We start from the raw sequence: 15,115 nt of genomic DNA on the forward strand, positions 1-15,115 counted from the left end.
GGCGTCGCCCTTCTTCTGGAGGGCGGACTCCAGCTCGTAGTTGCGGTCGAAATGGTCTTCCAGCGGGCGCTTGTTCCGCCCCGTGATCATGAGAACGTCGTCGAGACCCGCCGAGGCCGCTTCTTCGACCACGTACTGGATCGCCGGCTTGTCGACCACCGGCAGCATCTCTTTGGGAGTCGCCTTCGTGGCCGGCAGGAACCGGGTGCCGAGGCCTGCGGCGGGGATGACAGCCTTGGTGATCCTGGTGTGCGAGTCAGTCATGCCCGTCACCATATCCGCCGCGAATGGGCGGAATCTGTGGATCCGCTTTGTTGGTACATATATGCGTGCATTAGGAGAAACCTATGAGCCGGCCATGAGTCCACACCCGGGTAACGCTCGCGGCGCCCACCCTGACAAGCGCACATTGCGCAGAAAGTTCCTCGCGGTGAGGAACACGTTGCCGATGAATGACGTGCGGAAGACGGAACTGGTTCTCGCCGAGCGGGCCTTCGAGGTCCCCGAGGTGGCCGAGGCCCGCACCGTCGCGGCGTACGTCTCCGTGGGCGGCGAGCCGGGGACCGCGCCGCTCCTCGACGCACTCCGCGCGCGCGGGACACGCGTACTGCTGCCGGTACTGCTGCCCGACAACGACCTGGACTGGGGGACGTACGAAGGCCCCTCCTCGCTCGTCGACGTACAACACCCGGGCAGGATGGCTCTGTTGGAGCCGGGCGGCGAGCGGCTCGGGCCGGACGCCGTGACGGCGGCGGACGTCGTGCTGCTGCCCGGACTGGCCGTGGACGCGCGCGGGATGCGGCTGGGCCGGGGCGGGGGCTCGTACGACCGGGTCCTCGCGCGCCTCGAAGCGGCCGGCGCGCATCCGGCCCTCGTCGTGCTGCTCTACGACGCCGAAGTCGTGGAGCACCTCCCGATGGAGGCGCACGACAAGGCCGTGCACGCCGTGGTGACGCCTTCGGGGGCGCGCCGCTTCACGTAGCCGCCGCATGCGAAAGGGGGCTTCCACGCGCGCGTGGAAGCCCCCTTTCAGTACCGCCGCCTTACGGCTTCAGGACCAGCGTGTCCGACGTGTTGGCGCCGACGGCCTTCTCCGTGAAGTGCCACGGCAGCAGCTCGCCCTTGACCCACTTGTCGGTCTGATCCGTGTAGTGGGCGCTGTAGGTGTGGCCCGAGGCGCCCGTGAGGTTGATCCACTTGGACTTGTCGAGGTCGGCCAGGTTGACCACCATGCGCATCGACGGCACCCAGTCGACGCCGTAGCCGCCCGCCGCGTTCCAGCCGGTCGCGTTCACGGCCGCCTCGCCGCCGCCGAGCTTCCAGGGACCGCGGTTGAGCACGTACTGCAGCCAGCCCGGGCCCTCGGTGCCGAGGGTCTGGTTCTTCAGCTCCAGCTTGTGCAGGCGGCCCCAGCTCCAGGTGTCGATGTCCTTGCCGAGCTTGGCCGTCAGGTCCCAGCGGGCGTCCTTCATGGCGCGCTTGAGGAGCTGGTCACGGGTGGTCGTCGGGTCGTTGTTGCGGTTGCCCGGCGTCTTCCACCAGTCGTTCTTCTCATCGTTGATGATCTTGCGCACGACCTCGAACCAGCGGTCGCCACCGTCCGGCTGCGCCGAGTGCGCGTCCCGCTCACCGCACTCGCGGACCTTGCGGTCCTCGTCGGCCGGGCCCGTGTTGTCGACCGGCGTGACGCTCAGGCACTGGCCCTCGACCCGCAGCTCCTTGGGCAGCTTGTTGCCGAAGGAGAGCTTCAGGATGTTGCGCCACACGGAGTTGAAGTACGCCGCCGCGGCCGAGTCCGGGTTCTGCGTGTAGTCCCAGTTCTCCAGCAGCTGCTGCGCCTCACGGACGTAACTGTCCTTGACGTCGATCTTGAGCAGCTTGGGCACCAGCAGCTTGGCGATCTCGCTGCTGTTGTCCATCTGCATCAGGCGCATGTCGTCGGTGGAGATCTTGCCGCCGCCGTCGATCTTCGACTTGACGAGGTCGGTGATCCGCTGGCTGCGGGTGCCGTAGCCCCAGTCCGTGGTGAGCGTGTACGGGTAGTCCTCGCCGACCACGGCCTGGTTGGCGGTCACGATGTAGCCGCGCTTCGGGTCGTACTCGTAGGGAAGCTCGGCCTGCTCGATGTAGCCGGTCCACTTGTAGTCGGACGTCCAGCCGGGCGAGGGCAGCGAGCCGTCGTCGCCCTCGGCGCGGACCGGGATCCGGCCGGGCATCTGGTAGCCGATGTGGCCCTCGACGTCGGCGTACGTGAGGTTCTGCGAGGGCACCTGGAAGTCGGCGGCCGCCTTGCGGAACTCGGACCAGTTCTTCGCCTTGTCGATCCCGAAGACGGCGTCCATGGTGTTGCCGGGGTCGAGCGCGGTCCAGCGCAGCGCGATGCCGTAGCCGTCGCCGCGGTCCGGCGCCGTGGAGCCCACCGGGGCCTTCTTGCCGACCTTGACGAGTTCGTCGTTGCGGTCGGACAGCAGCGGGCCGTTGTTGGTCTCGCGGACGGTGATCGTCTTGGACGCGCCGCCGGCGACCTTGATGACTTCCTTGCGGGTCTTGAAGGCCACCGTCTTGTCGTCGTACAGGTAGCCGCCGCCGTTGAACCGCTCCAGGTAGAGGTCGGTCACATCGGCGCCCGAGTTGGTCAGGCCCCAGGAGATGTCCTGGTTGTGGCCGATGACCACGCCCGGCATCCCCGCGAAGGTGTAACCCGTCACGTCGTACTGGCACTTCGCCGAGACGCTCGTGCAGTGCAGGCCCATCTGATACCAGACGGACGGCAGTTGCGGCGCCAGGTGCGGGTCGTTGGCGAGCAGCGGCTTGCCGGTGATGGTGTGTTCGCCGGAGACCACCCACGAGTTGGAGCCGATGCCGTTCCCGTTGGGCCCCAGGCCCGCGGAATCGGGGATCTGGTCCAGGACGTCGGCCAGGCCGCCCAACTGGCTCTGGAGGCCGCTGGGGGCCTCTGTGCCGCCCGTCAGGCCGGTACCCGCGGTCCCGGCGGTGCCGGTCTGCGACTGCGTGCCACTGGCCGAGCTGTCGTACTCCTGCGTGACGCTGTTGTAAGCACCCTCCTGCACGATCGGCTTGTGCCGGTCGTACGGGTACTCGGGGTAGAGGTCCTTGATCTGCTTCGCGCTGAGGCGGCTCGTCATCAGGGACCGGTCGATCTCGTCCTGCATGTTGCCGCGCAGGTCCCAGGCCATCGCCTTGAGCCAGGCCACGGAGTCGACCGGGGTCCACTTCTGCGGCTTGTAGTCGTTCTCGAAGCCGAGCGCCACGTACTCCGCGGAGATCGCCTTGGCGCTCTTGCCGGCCAAGTAGGAGTTGACTCCCTCGGAGTACGCCTGGAGGTACTTCTTGGTCTCCGGCGAGAGCTTGGAGTCGTACTCCTGCTGCGCCACCCGGTGCCAGCCCAGGGTGCGCAGGAACTCATCGGTCTTGACCTGACCCTTGCCGAACATCTCGGAGAGCCGCCCGGAGGTCGTATGACGGCGCACGTCCATCTCGTAGAACCGGTCCTGCGCCTGGACGAATCCCTGCGCCATGAACAGGTCCTCGTCCGTGGACGCGTAGATCTGCGGGATCCCGTAACTGTCCCGTTTGACCTGCACAGGTCCGTCGAGGCCGTCGAGTTCGACCGAGCCCGTCGTCTGCGGCAAGGAGGCGCGCACGCTGTCGACGCCCCAGTAGGCGCCGTATCCGATGCCCGCGACGACGGCCAACACGAGGACGATCACGAGCAGTCGGGCTCGGCGCCCCTTCTTCTTGCCGGACTGGCGACCGGCAGAGGCGTTCGTAGAGGAGGGCATCGCGATCCTTGCTGTCCTTCGCTAGCGGCTGGCTGGAGCAACCATACGAGCAGTGCGGTGCGCGCCTGGACGCGGAGTCAGGAAGCGGGGGCCCGGCACGTGGGCCGAGCACGAACCCCGGCACCGACCCGAGCACAGGCCTGAGCATCAAGAAAGCGTTAACGATTAGGTAAGGTAACGAAGTACCTCGCTCCCGGAAGGACCCGGCCCCTGACTGTCCACCACCTCAACCAGCTCCTGCTCGTGAGCGCGCTCGTGCTGCTCATCGCGGTCGCCGCGGTGCGCATCTCCTCGCGCAGCGGGCTGCCCAGCCTGCTCCTCTACCTCGGCATCGGCATCGCCATGGGCCAGGACGGGATCGGCGACGTCTCCTTCAGTGACGCCGAGTTGACCCAGGTCATCGGCTACGCGGCCCTCGTCGTGATCCTGGCCGAAGGCGGCCTGGGCACGAAGTGGAAGGAGATCAAACCGGCGCTTCCCGCTGCCGTCGTCCTGTCGCTCGTGGGCGTCGCGGTGAGTGTGGGCGTGACGGCGGCGGGCGCGCACTACCTGGTCGGCCTGGACTGGCATCAGGCCCTCATCATCGGCGCCGTGGTGTCCTCCACGGACGCGGCCGCCGTTTTCTCCGTCCTACGTAAGGTGCCGCTTCCGACGCGCATCACAGGCGTCCTGGAAGCGGAGTCCGGCTTCAACGACGCACCTGTCGTCATCCTTGTCGTCGCGTTCTCGGCCGCGGGCCCTGTAGAGCACTGGTACGTCCTCATCGGCGAGATCGCCCTGGAACTCGCGATCGGCGCCGCGATAGGCCTCGCGGTCGGGTGGCTCGGCTCCTACGGGCTGCGGCACGTCGCGCTGCCCGCCTCCGGCCTCTACCCGATCGCCGTGATGGCCATCGCCACCGTCGCGTACGCCGCGGGCGCCATGGCCCACGGCAGCGGCTTCCTCGCCGTCTACCTGGCCGCCATGGTCATGGGCAACGCCAAGCTGCCGCACTGGCCCGCCACCCGGGGCTTCGCCGAAGGGCTCGGCTGGATCGCGCAGATCGGCATGTTCGTGCTGCTCGGGCTGCTCGTCACCCCGCACGAACTGGCCGACGACATAGTGCCCGCACTCCTCATCGGACTCGTGCTCACGGTGATCGCCCGCCCGCTGGGGGTGATCGTCAGCGCGGCGCCCTTCCGGATCCCCTGGCGGGAGCAGGCCCTCATGTCCTGGGCCGGCCTGCGCGGCGCGGTGCCCATCATCCTGGCGACCATCCCGATGGTGACCGGCGTCGCGGGCAGCCGCCGCATCTTCAACATCGTCTTCGTGCTGGTCGTCGTCTACACCCTCATCCAGGGGCCCACCCTGCCCTGGCTCGCCAGGAAGCTGCGGCTGGGCTCCTCCGAGGCCGCCGACCTCGGCATCGAGTCCGCGCCCCTGGAGCGGCTGCGCGGGCACCTGCTGTCCGTGTCCGTCCCGGAGGGCTCCCGTATGCACGGCGTCGAGGTCGGCGAGCTCAGGCTGCCCAAGGGCGCCGCCGTCACCCTCGTCGTACGCGACGGGACGTCCTTCGTGCCCGCGCCCACCACCGTGCTGCGCCGCGGCGACGAACTCCTGGTCGTCGCCACCGACCCGGTGCGCGACGCGGCGGAGGCACGCCTGCGGGCCGTCGCGCACGGCGGCAAGCTCGCCGGCTGGCTGGGCACAGGGGGCGAAACCGACCGTTAACATGGTCGGGTAGACCTAGATTCACGAACCACCGACTCTGCCTGACGTAGAGCCGGCGCGACCGCAAAGCGGCCGCGGTCCCCTTGCGGCACGCCCCCTCGAAAGGGCGGAACCGCTTGGCCCAGGGCCTCTCCTGGCGCGGACCGCAGGTATCACTCGGTTCCCGGCGCACATGAGGACGGCTCTCGGCCCGGTGCCCCTCGACCAGGGGTCCACCGGGCTACCAGGCGGCAGAAAGGCGAGGGCCGTGCCACAGAAGGCCACGGTTCCCGGCACCCCCGACGCACGACCGGACGACGCCCCCGGCACCCGCCCGGACGGCACCTCCGACGCGCGCCCGGGTTACGGACAGCTGCTGCGCACCCGCGGGGCCTGGACGTTCCTGCTCCCCGGCTTCGCGGCACGCCAGCCGTTCGCGATGCTGACCATCTCCATCGTGCTGCTCGTCCAGCACACCTCCGGCTCCTACGGGACCGCCGGTGCCGTCTCCGCGACGACCGGCGTCTCCATGGCGCTGTTCGCGCCCTACGGCGGCAAGCTGGCCGACCGCTTCGGCCAGCGGGCCGTCCTGCTGCCCGGCGTCCTCGTGCACAGCGCCGCAGGGCTGGCGCTGACCGCGCTGGCCCTGTCCGGGGCGCCCACCTGGACCCTGTTCCTCGCGGCGGTCCCCACAGGCGCCTCCACGCCCCAGGTCGGGCCCATGGTGCGCGCCCGCTGGGGCGTCAGGCTCCAGGGATCGCCCCTGATGCAGACCGCGGCGGCCTTCGAGTCGGTCACGGACGAGTTCACGTTCGTGCTCGGCCCACTGTTCGCGACCGCGCTGTGCACCGGCGTGAACCCGGCTGCCGGGCTCATCACGGAGGCCGCGCTGACCCTGGTCGGCGGCCTGCTGTTCGCCGCCCAGAAGGGCACACAGCCCACCCCGACGGCCGGCTCCGGCGCCGGGCACGCGCGCGTGGAGCACGTCTCCGCGCTCCGCGTCCCCGGCGTACGGGTGCTGATCGTGACGTTCCTCGGCATCGGCTCCGTCTTCGGCGGCATGCAGGTCTCGCTCGCCGCCTACACCGAGGCGATCGGCGAACCCGGCCTCAACGGCGTCCTGTACGGGACCTTCGCCGCGGGCAACATGCTCTCGGGCATCGTCTGCGGCGCCATCGCCTGGAAGATCGCTCCGCAGCGCCGCCTGCTCGTCGGTTACACGGCGCTCGCACTGACCGCGTCCGGCCTGTGGGCGGCACAGTCAGTACTGCTGCTCGCCGGGCTCGGCCTGCTGGTCGGTGTCTGCATCGCACCCGCCCTGATCACCGGCTACACCCTCGTCGAGACGATCGTCCCCGCGAGCTCCCGCACCGAGGCCTTCACCTGGCTGACCGGCGCGGTCGCGCTCGGCCAGGCGGTCGCCGTGACGGTGGCCGGACAGCTGGAGGACCGCTTCTGGGACGGCGCCGGATTCCTGGTCCCGATGGGCGGCACCGTGCTCGCCCTCGCGGTCATGTACCTGCTGCGCTCGCGGCTCGTGCCGCCGTCCTCCGGACGCACCGTGGCACGTGGCGTGGATCACCGAGTGCCGGTGGCAGTGGACTGATCTCGCGGAATACGTCACTATGGATCGTCGTTAGCACTCATCGAGTGAGAGTGCCAGGAGGAAGACACAGTGCCGACTTACCAGTACCAGTGCACCGAGTGCGGCGAAGGCCTCGAGGCGGTGCAGAAGTTCACCGACGACGCCCTCACCGAGTGCCCCAACTGCGGTGGCCGCCTGAAGAAGGTTTTCTCGGCTGTCGGCATCGTCTTCAAGGGCTCGGGCTTCTACCGCAACGACAGCCGTGGCTCCTCGTCGAGCAGCAGCCCGGCGCCGTCGTCCACGAAGTCGGCCTCCGAGTCGAAGTCGTCGGACACGAAGTCGTCCTCGGACTCGAAGTCGAGCTCGGCCGGCTCCTCCGCGTCGTCCGGCTCGACCGGTTCGAGCAGCGCCTCCAGCTCTTCCAGCTCGTCGTCCGCCGCCTAGGCGCGACCTCCACGAGACGCCTCACCAGACCCTGCCGTTTCCGACGGCGGGGTCTTCGGCGTTCCCGCCCTTGGTTACTGTGCTGACCATGGCGACCAATGCGAACACACGTCCCGACGCCGAGATCGGTGTGATCGGCGGCTCCGGCTTCTACTCGTTCCTCGACGACGTGACCGAGGTCCAGGTGGACACCCCCTACGGCCCGCCGAGCGACTCGCTCTTCCTGGGCGAGGTCGCCGGGCGCCGGGTCGCCTTCCTGCCGCGGCACGGGCGCGGCCACCATCTGCCGCCGCACCGCATCAACTACCGCGCCAATCTGTGGGCGCTGCGCTCGGTGGGCGTTCGCCAGGTCCTCGGGCCGTGCGCGGTCGGCGGGCTCCGGCCGGAGTTCGGGCCGGGGACGCTGCTGGTGCCGGACCAGTTCGTGGACCGTACGAAGTCCCGGGCGCAGACCTACTTCGACGGGCTGCCGCTGCCGGACGGCACCGTGCCGAACGTCGTGCACGTCTCGCCCGCTGACCCGTACTGCCCCGTGGGACGCAAGGCCGCCGTGAAGGCGGCGCGCGGCAAGGACTGGGAGCCGGTGGACGGCGGCACCCTCGTGGTGGTCGAGGGCCCGCGGTTCTCGACCCGCGCCGAATCGCGCTGGCACGCCGCGATGGGCTGGTCCGTGGTGGGCATGACCGGGCACCCGGAGGCGATGCTCGCCCGTGAGCTGGAGCTCTGCTACACGTCGATGACCCTCGTCACGGATCTCGACGCGGGCGCCGAGAGCGGCGAGGGCGTCTCCCACGACGAGGTGCTCGAGGTGTTCGCGGCCAATGTGGGCCGGCTGCGGACGGTGCTGTTCGACGCGGTCGCGGGGCTGCCGAGCGGCGAGGAGCGGGACTGTCTGTGTGCGGGGGCGCTGGGTGGGATGGATCCGGGGTTCCGGATGCCGTGACGGGGTGATCCGGGGTTGCGGAGCGCGATGCGGTGATCCGGGGTTGCGGAGCGTGACGCGGTGATCCGGGGTTCCGAAGCGTGACGCGGCGCCTTCGGGTGAGGGGGTTGTCCACAACCCCCGGGTAGTGCACGGGGTTCAGCGGGATCCGAGGGAACGGCGGATCGTGGTCGGCGAGACGGGTGCGATGCCCGTCCGCTCCGGCTCGATCCACTCGACCGGTTCGACCCTCTCGACCCACGCGACCCGCAGGCGGTGACGGCTTTGTCCTCCACGACTCCCCCGGCCCAGCTCAGTACTCCCCCGACGTCCGAGGTGCCCTCTTTCCCTCCCGTACGTGTACGCGGTCCGCGATGGCGGCCCGGGCGTGCGGGGCGCCGTCGGCGCGCGCCGGCCGTGGCCGCGGGCCTGGCCCTGACCGCGGTGGCGCTGGCGGCCGCGGTGCCGTCGTCCGACGCGGGCGAAAGCCACGAGAGGGCGCAGGCGCCGCCCGGGGAGCGGGCGCGCGGCCCCGCCGTGTCGGTGTCGGCGCCGGTGCGGATCGCGGACGCGGGGGCGGTGCGGCTGCTGCGGCCGGGCGACCGGGTGGACGTGGTGGCGGCGCGTGCGGACGGCGGGCCGGGGGTGCGGGTCCTCGCGTCGGGAGCGCGGGTGGCGTCCGTACCCGAGGAGAGTTCCGTACCTGAGGAGAATGCGGCGGCGGGCCGGCCAGGTGAACCGATGGCGGGCGGCGGGTCGTTGGTGGTGCTGTCGGTGGGGCGTGCCACGGCCGTGCGGCTCGCGGGCGCCGGTGCCACCTCTCGGCTGGCGGTGACCCTGTGGTGAACGCGGCGGTGAAGGCCGTGGTGACGGCCGCGATGACGGCCATCGCGTCAAGTCCCTCGATCGAGTTACCGAATTGGACAGGTCTGACCCGCGCTGTCGTAGGTTGCGAAGTCGTTTGCTCCGCATCCTGTGCACGTGAAGAAAGGCCTCCTGGTGAGCGAGAAGAAGGATCTGAGTCTGTGGGAGGGCTTCAAAGCCTTCCTGATGCGCGGCAATGTGATCGACCTGGCGGTCGCCGTCGTCATCGGCGCCGCGTTCACCAACGTCGTGAACGCGGTGGTGAAGGGGGTCATCAACCCGATCGTGGGCGCCTTCGGCACCAAGGATCTGGAGGGCTACAAGTCCTGCCTGAAGGGCCCGTGCACCGCCGACGAGGGCATCGAGATCCTGTGGGGTTCGGTCCTCAGCGCGGTGCTCGGCTTCGTCATCACGGCCGCGGTCGTCTACTTCCTGATGGTGCTGCCGATGGCCAAGTACCTGGCCGCGCAGGCCGCGCGCAAGGCGGCGAGGGAAGGCGCCCAGGAGATCACCGAGGTCTCCGAGCTGGAGGTCCTGAAGGAGATCCGCGACGCGCTCGTGCCGCAGCGCGGCGGATCGGGTTCCACCGAGGCCTAGGGCCTGTCGTCGGTCACGTCGCGGCTCGGGCCGGACATGTCGCGGCGGCGCTTCACAGGTGGTGGGGAGGCTTTTCGTCGAGGAAGCGGGCCAGGTCGGCGGCGCTGTTGTCGCCGGCCGCGGGGCGCTCGCCCCAGCCGCGGTCCGTGTCGTCGGCGGACTGTGCCGTCAGCGGATCGTCGAAGATCAGCGCGGCTTTCGGATCGCGCGGCTCAGGGCGCTCGGGACGCTCGGGGGCGGTACTCATGAATCCAGGGTACGTCGCGGAGGCGGACCCGCTTCTCGTGGTGGGGGCGGACCCGCTCCACCGGTCCGGCCGGGGTGGTTCGCGCACCGCACCACCTGATCTGCTGTCCTTTGCTCATGACGTCCTCTCCAGTCCCTCATGCCGCGCCCGGCCCGGACCCCGCGCAGCACGCCTCGCCCCACCTCTCCCCTGTACGCCGGCTGAAAGAGAGAGGGCGGGACGAGAAGCATCGCGTCGCGTCGTCGCTCGAGCTGTTCTTCGACCTCTGCTTCGTCGTGGCGGTGGCGCAGGGTGGCGTGGAGCTGGTGCACGCGGTCGCCGAGGGACACACCGGCACCGGCGTGATCGACTACGCCCGGGTCTTCTTCGCCATCTGGTGGGCGTGGATGAACTTCACCTGGTTCGCCTCGGCGTACGACAACGACGATGTGATCTACCGGGTCGTCACGCTCATCCAGATCGCGGGTGTGCTGGTGCTCGCGGCCGGAGTTTCCCGTGCCTTCTCCGGCGATTTCACGGTGGTCGTGCTCGGCTACCTGATCATCCGGCTCGGCATGGTGGCGCACTGGCTGCGTGTGGCGAGGTCGACGAGCGGCGCCGAGCGGACCGTCGCGCTCCGGTACGCGGGCGGGGTGCTGCTGTGCCAGGTCGGCTGGCTCGGGCTGATGTTCGCCCCGGCCGGCGCGGTGAACTGGGTGTTCCTGGCCATGGCACTCCTCGAGCTGTGCGTGCCGGTGTACGCGGAGAGGAACCGGCAGACGGCGTGGCACCCGCACCACATCTCCGAGCGGTACGGCCTGTTCACGATCATCGTGCTCGGCGAGACGATCGCGGCGGCGACGGTCGCGGTGAAGTCCGGTGTGGAGGAGAACGACGCGCTCGGCGAGCTGCTGCCGATCGCGGCCGGCGGTGTCCTCATCGTGTTCGCGGCGTGGTGGATCTACTTCGCGGTGCCGATCCACGAGCGGCTGCGGACCAGCCGGCAGGCGTTCCTGTGGGGCTACGGCCACTACCTGGTCTTCGCGTCGGCGGCGGCGATCGGCGCCGGCCTCGAGGTCGCCGTGGAGCAGGCGGTCGGCAAGGCGCACCTCTCGACGACGGCGGCGTCCGCGGCCGTGACGATCCCCTCGGCGTTGTTCCTGCTGACGGTGTGGGCGCTGCACGCGCGGTACTTCAAGGTGGGGACGGCGCAGCAACTGACGCTGCCGGTGGGCGCGGTGCTGGTGCTGGCCTGTACGTTCGCCGGGCACTGGGCGGTGTTCGCGGCGGGGATCGTGGCGGCGCTCACGGTGGCGGCAGGGGTGACGTTGTCGGCCAGGAGCGCGCGAGAGACCCGGCCCGAGCAGGCGTAACCGGCCCGCAACTGGCGTGGTACGCATGGCACATGACGACGACGCACCACGATGCCCTGACCGATGTCGCGGGAGTGCGGGTGGGGCACGCGACCCGCACCGATGACGGCCACCTGACCGGCACCACCGTCGTACTCGCCCCCGAGGGCGGTGCCGTCACCGCCGTGGACGTGCGCGGCGGCGGCCCCGGCACCCGGGAGACCGACGCGCTCGACCCGCGCAATCTGGTGCAGCGCATCGAGGCGATCGTGCTGACCGGCGGGAGCGCGTACGGGCTCGACTCGGCGTCCGGGGTGATGGCCTGGCTGGAGGAGCACGGCCGCGGGGTCCCGGTGGGCGGGCCCGGGCACGTCGTGCCCGTGGTGCCGGCGGCCTGCGTCTTCGACCTAGGCCGCGGCGGTGACTGGCGGGCCCGTCCCGACGCCGCCACGGGCCGCGCCGCGGTGGCGGCCGCCGCGGCGACGCAGCCGTGCTCTCCCGTGCGGGAGGGCAACGTGGGCGCGGGCACCGGGGCGCTCGTGGGGCGGCTGCGCGGCGGCATCGGCACCGCGTCCGCCGTGCTCGGCTCGGGGATCACGGTGAGCGTGCTGGTGGTCGCCAACGCGGCGGGGTCGGCGCTGGACCCGGCGACCGGGGCGCTGTACGGGGAGTTCTTCGAGGGGCGCGGCCCGGTGACGTACCCCTCCCCCGCGTCCCACGAAGCGGCCGCCAAGCGCATCGCAGACGCCGAGGCCACGAACGGCCCGGCGCCGCTGTCGGAGCCCGCCAGACCCTCGCCCGCGCCTCCGCAGCCGCCGCTCAACACCACCCTCGCCGTCGTCGCCACCGATGCCGATCTCAGTCGGGCGCAGGCGCAGAAGGTCGCGGGTACCGCGCACGACGGCATCGCGCGCGCCGTGCGCCCCGTGCATCTGCTGAACGACGGCGACACGGTCTTCGCCCTCGCCACCGGGGCCCGTCCGCTCGATGCCACCGATCCGCTCGCCCTCAACGAGATCCTGGCCGCCGGCGCCGACTTGGTGACGCGCGCGATCGTGCGGGCCGTGCGTGCGGCGGAGTCGGTGCACGGACCCGGCGGCACGTACCTCTCCTACAGCGACCTCTACGGCCCCCGGCAGACCACGCCCCGTCGCATGACAGCTACTCGTGACGGCCACTCGTGAAAGCTACTCGTGACAGCCACTCGTGAAAGCCACTGCGTAACAACGTCTTCACCTGCGTAACAGAACGGTCCCTGTGTCCCCGTTCACAGCAAGCGGAAGGAACCCCTCCAGCCCTCTCGGACTCTCTTCCTGTACCGGATGAACCCACCACAACATCCCAGAAGGAGCAGACCGTGAGAAGGCAGAACATAGCTGTCGCGTGCGCCACTCTTGTCATCGGTGCCCTCACCCTCACGGCCTGCGGCGGCAACGCCACCGCTGACGACGACAAGGACGGCGCGCAGGACGCGCCGCAGATCACGATCTCCGCCAAGGACGGTTCCACCGGCGCGTCCATCAACGCGACGGGGGTCAAGGTCAGCGACGGCAAGCTCACCGACGTCAAGATGACGGAGTCCGCGACCGGCAAGCAGGTCGCGGGCACGATCGCCGCGGGCGGTGCGACCTGGAAGCCGAAGGAGCAGTTGGAGCGCGGCACCAAGTACCGGCTCTCCGCGACCGCCAAGGACGCGGACGGGCACACGGCCGCCGCCAACTCGATCTTCACGACGGTGTCGAACGCGAACAGCTTCATCGGCACGTACACGCCGGACAACGGTTCGACGGTCGGGGTCGGAATGCCGGTGTCGTTCACGTTCGACAAGGCGATCACCGACAAGAAGGCCGTGCAGTCGCACATCACGGTCTCGTCCAGCAGCGGTCAGCAGGTCGTCGGCCACTGGTTCGGCGCCCAGCGCCTGGACTTCCGGCCCGAGGACTACTGGAAGGCCGGTTCCAAGGTCACGATGAAGATCGCCCTCGACGGTGTCGAAGGGGCGAAAGGCATCCACGGCGTGCAGGACAGGACGGTCACGTTCACCGTCGGCCGCAAGCAGATCTCCACGGTCGACGCGAACACCCAGCAGATGACGGTCGTGCGCGACGGGCAGACCATCAAGACCGTCCCGGTCTCCACGGGCAGCCCCTCACACCCCACGTACAACGGCCAGATGGTGATCTCCGAGAAGTTCGTGCAGACGCGGATGAACGGCTCGACGGTCGGCTTCGGCGGCGAGTACGACATCCCGGACGTGCCGCACGCGATGCGTCTGTCGCAGTCCGGGACGTTCATCCACGGCAACTACTGGAGCTCGCCGGGCATCTTCGGCGCCCAGGGCACCAGCCACGGCTGCGTCGGCATGCGCGACGTCCAGGGCGCGGGCGGCGACACGACCGCCAAGTGGTTCTACGACAACTCGCTCATCGGTGACGTCGTGACCATGAAGAACTCCCCGGACAAGACGATCGCCCCCGACAACGGCCTCAACGGCTGGAACCTCAGCTGGAGTCAGTGGACGGCGGACAGCGCTGCCTGACCCCTTCCACCAGGCCCCTCACCAGGGCAGAACAGCACGGGCCGCGCGGGAACCTCCCGCGCGGCTCAGGCGTTGTCAGGACAGGTTTCCCAAATCCCGTTCCCCGTTTGCGATTTCACGGACATGATGTCGGGCACAGGGGCTACGGTATGCACCCACAAGGTGACATGCAGCAATGCCGGGAGGTGCCTTGAGCGTTCCACACGACTACGAATTCGACGCCGCCTCGTCCGCGTCGTCCACCCCGTCCACGTCGTCAACGTCGTCCGCTCCGACCCCATCGGCCGCGTCACCCACGGCCCCCGCATCACCCGACGAGCACCTCGCCCACCTCCTGGGCCGCGCGCTCAACTCCTTCGAACTGCCCGACGAGACGTTGCACCGGCTCGAGAGCGCGCTCGCGTACTCCGGCTCCCTGCACTCGGCGCACCACAGCGCGGGGCGGCACCGCGAGACGTACCGGCACACCTGGCTGCTCGCCGACGGCAGCGCGCTCACCCTGTGGGAGCTGGTCCACAACACCGGCCGGGACCGAAGCGAGCAGCACGAGGTCTACGTCACCGAGGAAGAGCTGCACCTCGCGACGGGCCGGCTGCCGCTGCCTCCGGAAGCCACACCGGACTTCGATCTCCAGGCGCCCCTCGCCTCGGTGCTGCTGCCGGCGGTCCCTGCGGAGCGACGCCGGTTCGGCCCCGCCGACCCGGACAGCTCCGTGGACCACGCGCGCCGGCTGTTACGCCGCGCGGAGAACCCGGACGCGGCGACGCGCCCCGGTCCGGGCACGGCGAGGCTGCTGCGGGAGGCGTGCGCGCACCAGATCACGCAGGCGTTCGGCCGCCGCGTCAGCCAGGGGTTCGCTCTGTACGAGCACGCGTTCCTGCTGCGCGACGGGGGCGAGATCAGCCTGTGGGAGGTCGAGCACACGGTGACACCGGACGGCCGGCACATGTGCGAGGTGTACGCGACGCAGGACGCCGCGCGCGAGGCGATCGAACACCGGGCGGCATCGCGCCGCACCAGCGCCTGAGTTCTCAGCGGGAGAGCTGCGCGGGAGCCCCACCGTCGCCACGCCTCGGCTACGGCGGAAACGACCG

At 70.1% G+C, this 15,115-nt stretch carries 14 protein-coding genes; 11 read left to right on the forward strand and 3 right to left on the reverse strand.

The genetic code is table 11. From position 1 onward, the window contains the following. Window positions 1-264: sugar phosphate nucleotidyltransferase (locus tag ABD366_RS41585; RefSeq protein ID WP_344443537.1), on the reverse strand; the 264-nt coding region annotated here is incomplete at its 3' end. Window positions 265-358: 94 nt separating this feature from the next. Between ABD366_RS41585 and ABD366_RS41590 the strand changes: the two genes are divergently transcribed. Beyond that, window positions 359-982: a 5-formyltetrahydrofolate cyclo-ligase gene (locus ABD366_RS41590; RefSeq protein ID WP_324771126.1), complete on the forward strand. Its 624-nt coding sequence runs from the start codon at window positions 359-361 to the stop codon at window positions 980-982. Between the two features lie 61 nt (window positions 983-1,043). Here ABD366_RS41590 and ABD366_RS41595 read toward each other — a convergent pair whose 3' ends face one another. Then, on the reverse strand, window positions 1,044-3,803 hold the full coding sequence (locus tag ABD366_RS41595) for a penicillin acylase family protein (protein ID WP_324770003.1): 2,760 nt from the start codon (window positions 3,801-3,803) through the stop codon (window positions 1,044-1,046). 243 nt (window positions 3,804-4,046) lie between these two features. Between ABD366_RS41595 and ABD366_RS41600 the strand changes: the two genes are divergently transcribed. The 6 genes from ABD366_RS41600 to mscL all read left to right on the forward strand — a co-directional run bounded on the left by ABD366_RS41600 (window position 4,047) and on the right by mscL (window position 9,904). Next, the gene (locus tag ABD366_RS41600) at window positions 4,047-5,513 is read left to right on the forward strand and encodes a potassium/proton antiporter (protein WP_324770004.1); all 1,467 of its coding nucleotides are present in this window, start codon (window positions 4,047-4,049) and stop codon (window positions 5,511-5,513) included. 172 nt (window positions 5,514-5,685) lie between these two features. Next, window positions 5,686-7,098, forward strand: a complete 1,413-nt coding sequence (locus tag ABD366_RS41605) for an MFS transporter (RefSeq protein ID WP_411293729.1) — start codon at window positions 5,686-5,688, stop codon at window positions 7,096-7,098. Between the two features lie 69 nt (window positions 7,099-7,167). Further along, complete coding sequence (locus ABD366_RS41610; protein ID WP_324770007.1) at window positions 7,168-7,521, forward strand: FmdB family zinc ribbon protein; 354 nt, start codon at window positions 7,168-7,170, stop codon at window positions 7,519-7,521. Between the two features lie 88 nt (window positions 7,522-7,609). Beyond that, window positions 7,610-8,464, forward strand: coding sequence for an S-methyl-5'-thioadenosine phosphorylase (locus ABD366_RS41615; RefSeq protein WP_324770008.1), 855 nt, complete (start codon window positions 7,610-7,612; stop codon window positions 8,462-8,464). A 396-nt stretch (window positions 8,465-8,860) separates the two neighbouring features. Next, window positions 8,861-9,289 (forward strand): RcpC/CpaB family pilus assembly protein, encoded by a 429-nt coding sequence (locus ABD366_RS41620; protein ID WP_344443540.1) that lies wholly within the window; start codon window positions 8,861-8,863, stop codon window positions 9,287-9,289. Window positions 9,290-9,442: 153 nt separating this feature from the next. Then, a complete protein-coding gene (gene mscL / locus ABD366_RS41625) occupies window positions 9,443-9,904 on the forward strand; it encodes a large conductance mechanosensitive channel protein MscL (protein ID WP_324771471.1) in 462 nt (153 codons plus the stop codon). Between the two features lie 52 nt (window positions 9,905-9,956). Here mscL and ABD366_RS41630 read toward each other — a convergent pair whose 3' ends face one another. Continuing rightward, window positions 9,957-10,151, reverse strand: coding sequence for a hypothetical protein (locus ABD366_RS41630; RefSeq protein ID WP_324771430.1), 195 nt, complete (start codon window positions 10,149-10,151; stop codon window positions 9,957-9,959). Window positions 10,152-10,267: 116 nt separating this feature from the next. Between ABD366_RS41630 and ABD366_RS41635 the strand changes: the two genes are divergently transcribed. The 4 genes from ABD366_RS41635 (at window position 10,268) to ABD366_RS41650 (ending at window position 15,048) form a co-directional block, all read left to right on the forward strand. Then, window positions 10,268-11,503 (forward strand): low temperature requirement protein A, encoded by a 1,236-nt coding sequence (locus ABD366_RS41635; protein WP_324771431.1) that lies wholly within the window; start codon window positions 10,268-10,270, stop codon window positions 11,501-11,503. Window positions 11,504-11,535: 32 nt separating this feature from the next. Next, window positions 11,536-12,666: a P1 family peptidase gene (locus tag ABD366_RS41640; protein WP_324771432.1), complete on the forward strand. Its 1,131-nt coding sequence runs from the start codon at window positions 11,536-11,538 to the stop codon at window positions 12,664-12,666. Between the two features lie 173 nt (window positions 12,667-12,839). Next, the gene (locus tag ABD366_RS41645; protein ID WP_324771433.1) at window positions 12,840-14,021 is read left to right on the forward strand and encodes a L,D-transpeptidase; all 1,182 of its coding nucleotides are present in this window, start codon (window positions 12,840-12,842) and stop codon (window positions 14,019-14,021) included. 190 nt (window positions 14,022-14,211) lie between these two features. After that, a complete protein-coding gene (locus ABD366_RS41650; RefSeq protein WP_324771434.1) occupies window positions 14,212-15,048 on the forward strand; it encodes a DUF6227 family protein in 837 nt (278 codons plus the stop codon). Window positions 15,049-15,115: the final 67 nt, after the last annotated feature.

It is taken from the genome of Streptomyces kunmingensis (assembly GCF_039533535.1).
Lineage (GTDB): Bacteria > Actinomycetota > Actinomycetes > Streptomycetales > Streptomycetaceae > Streptomyces > Streptomyces kunmingensis.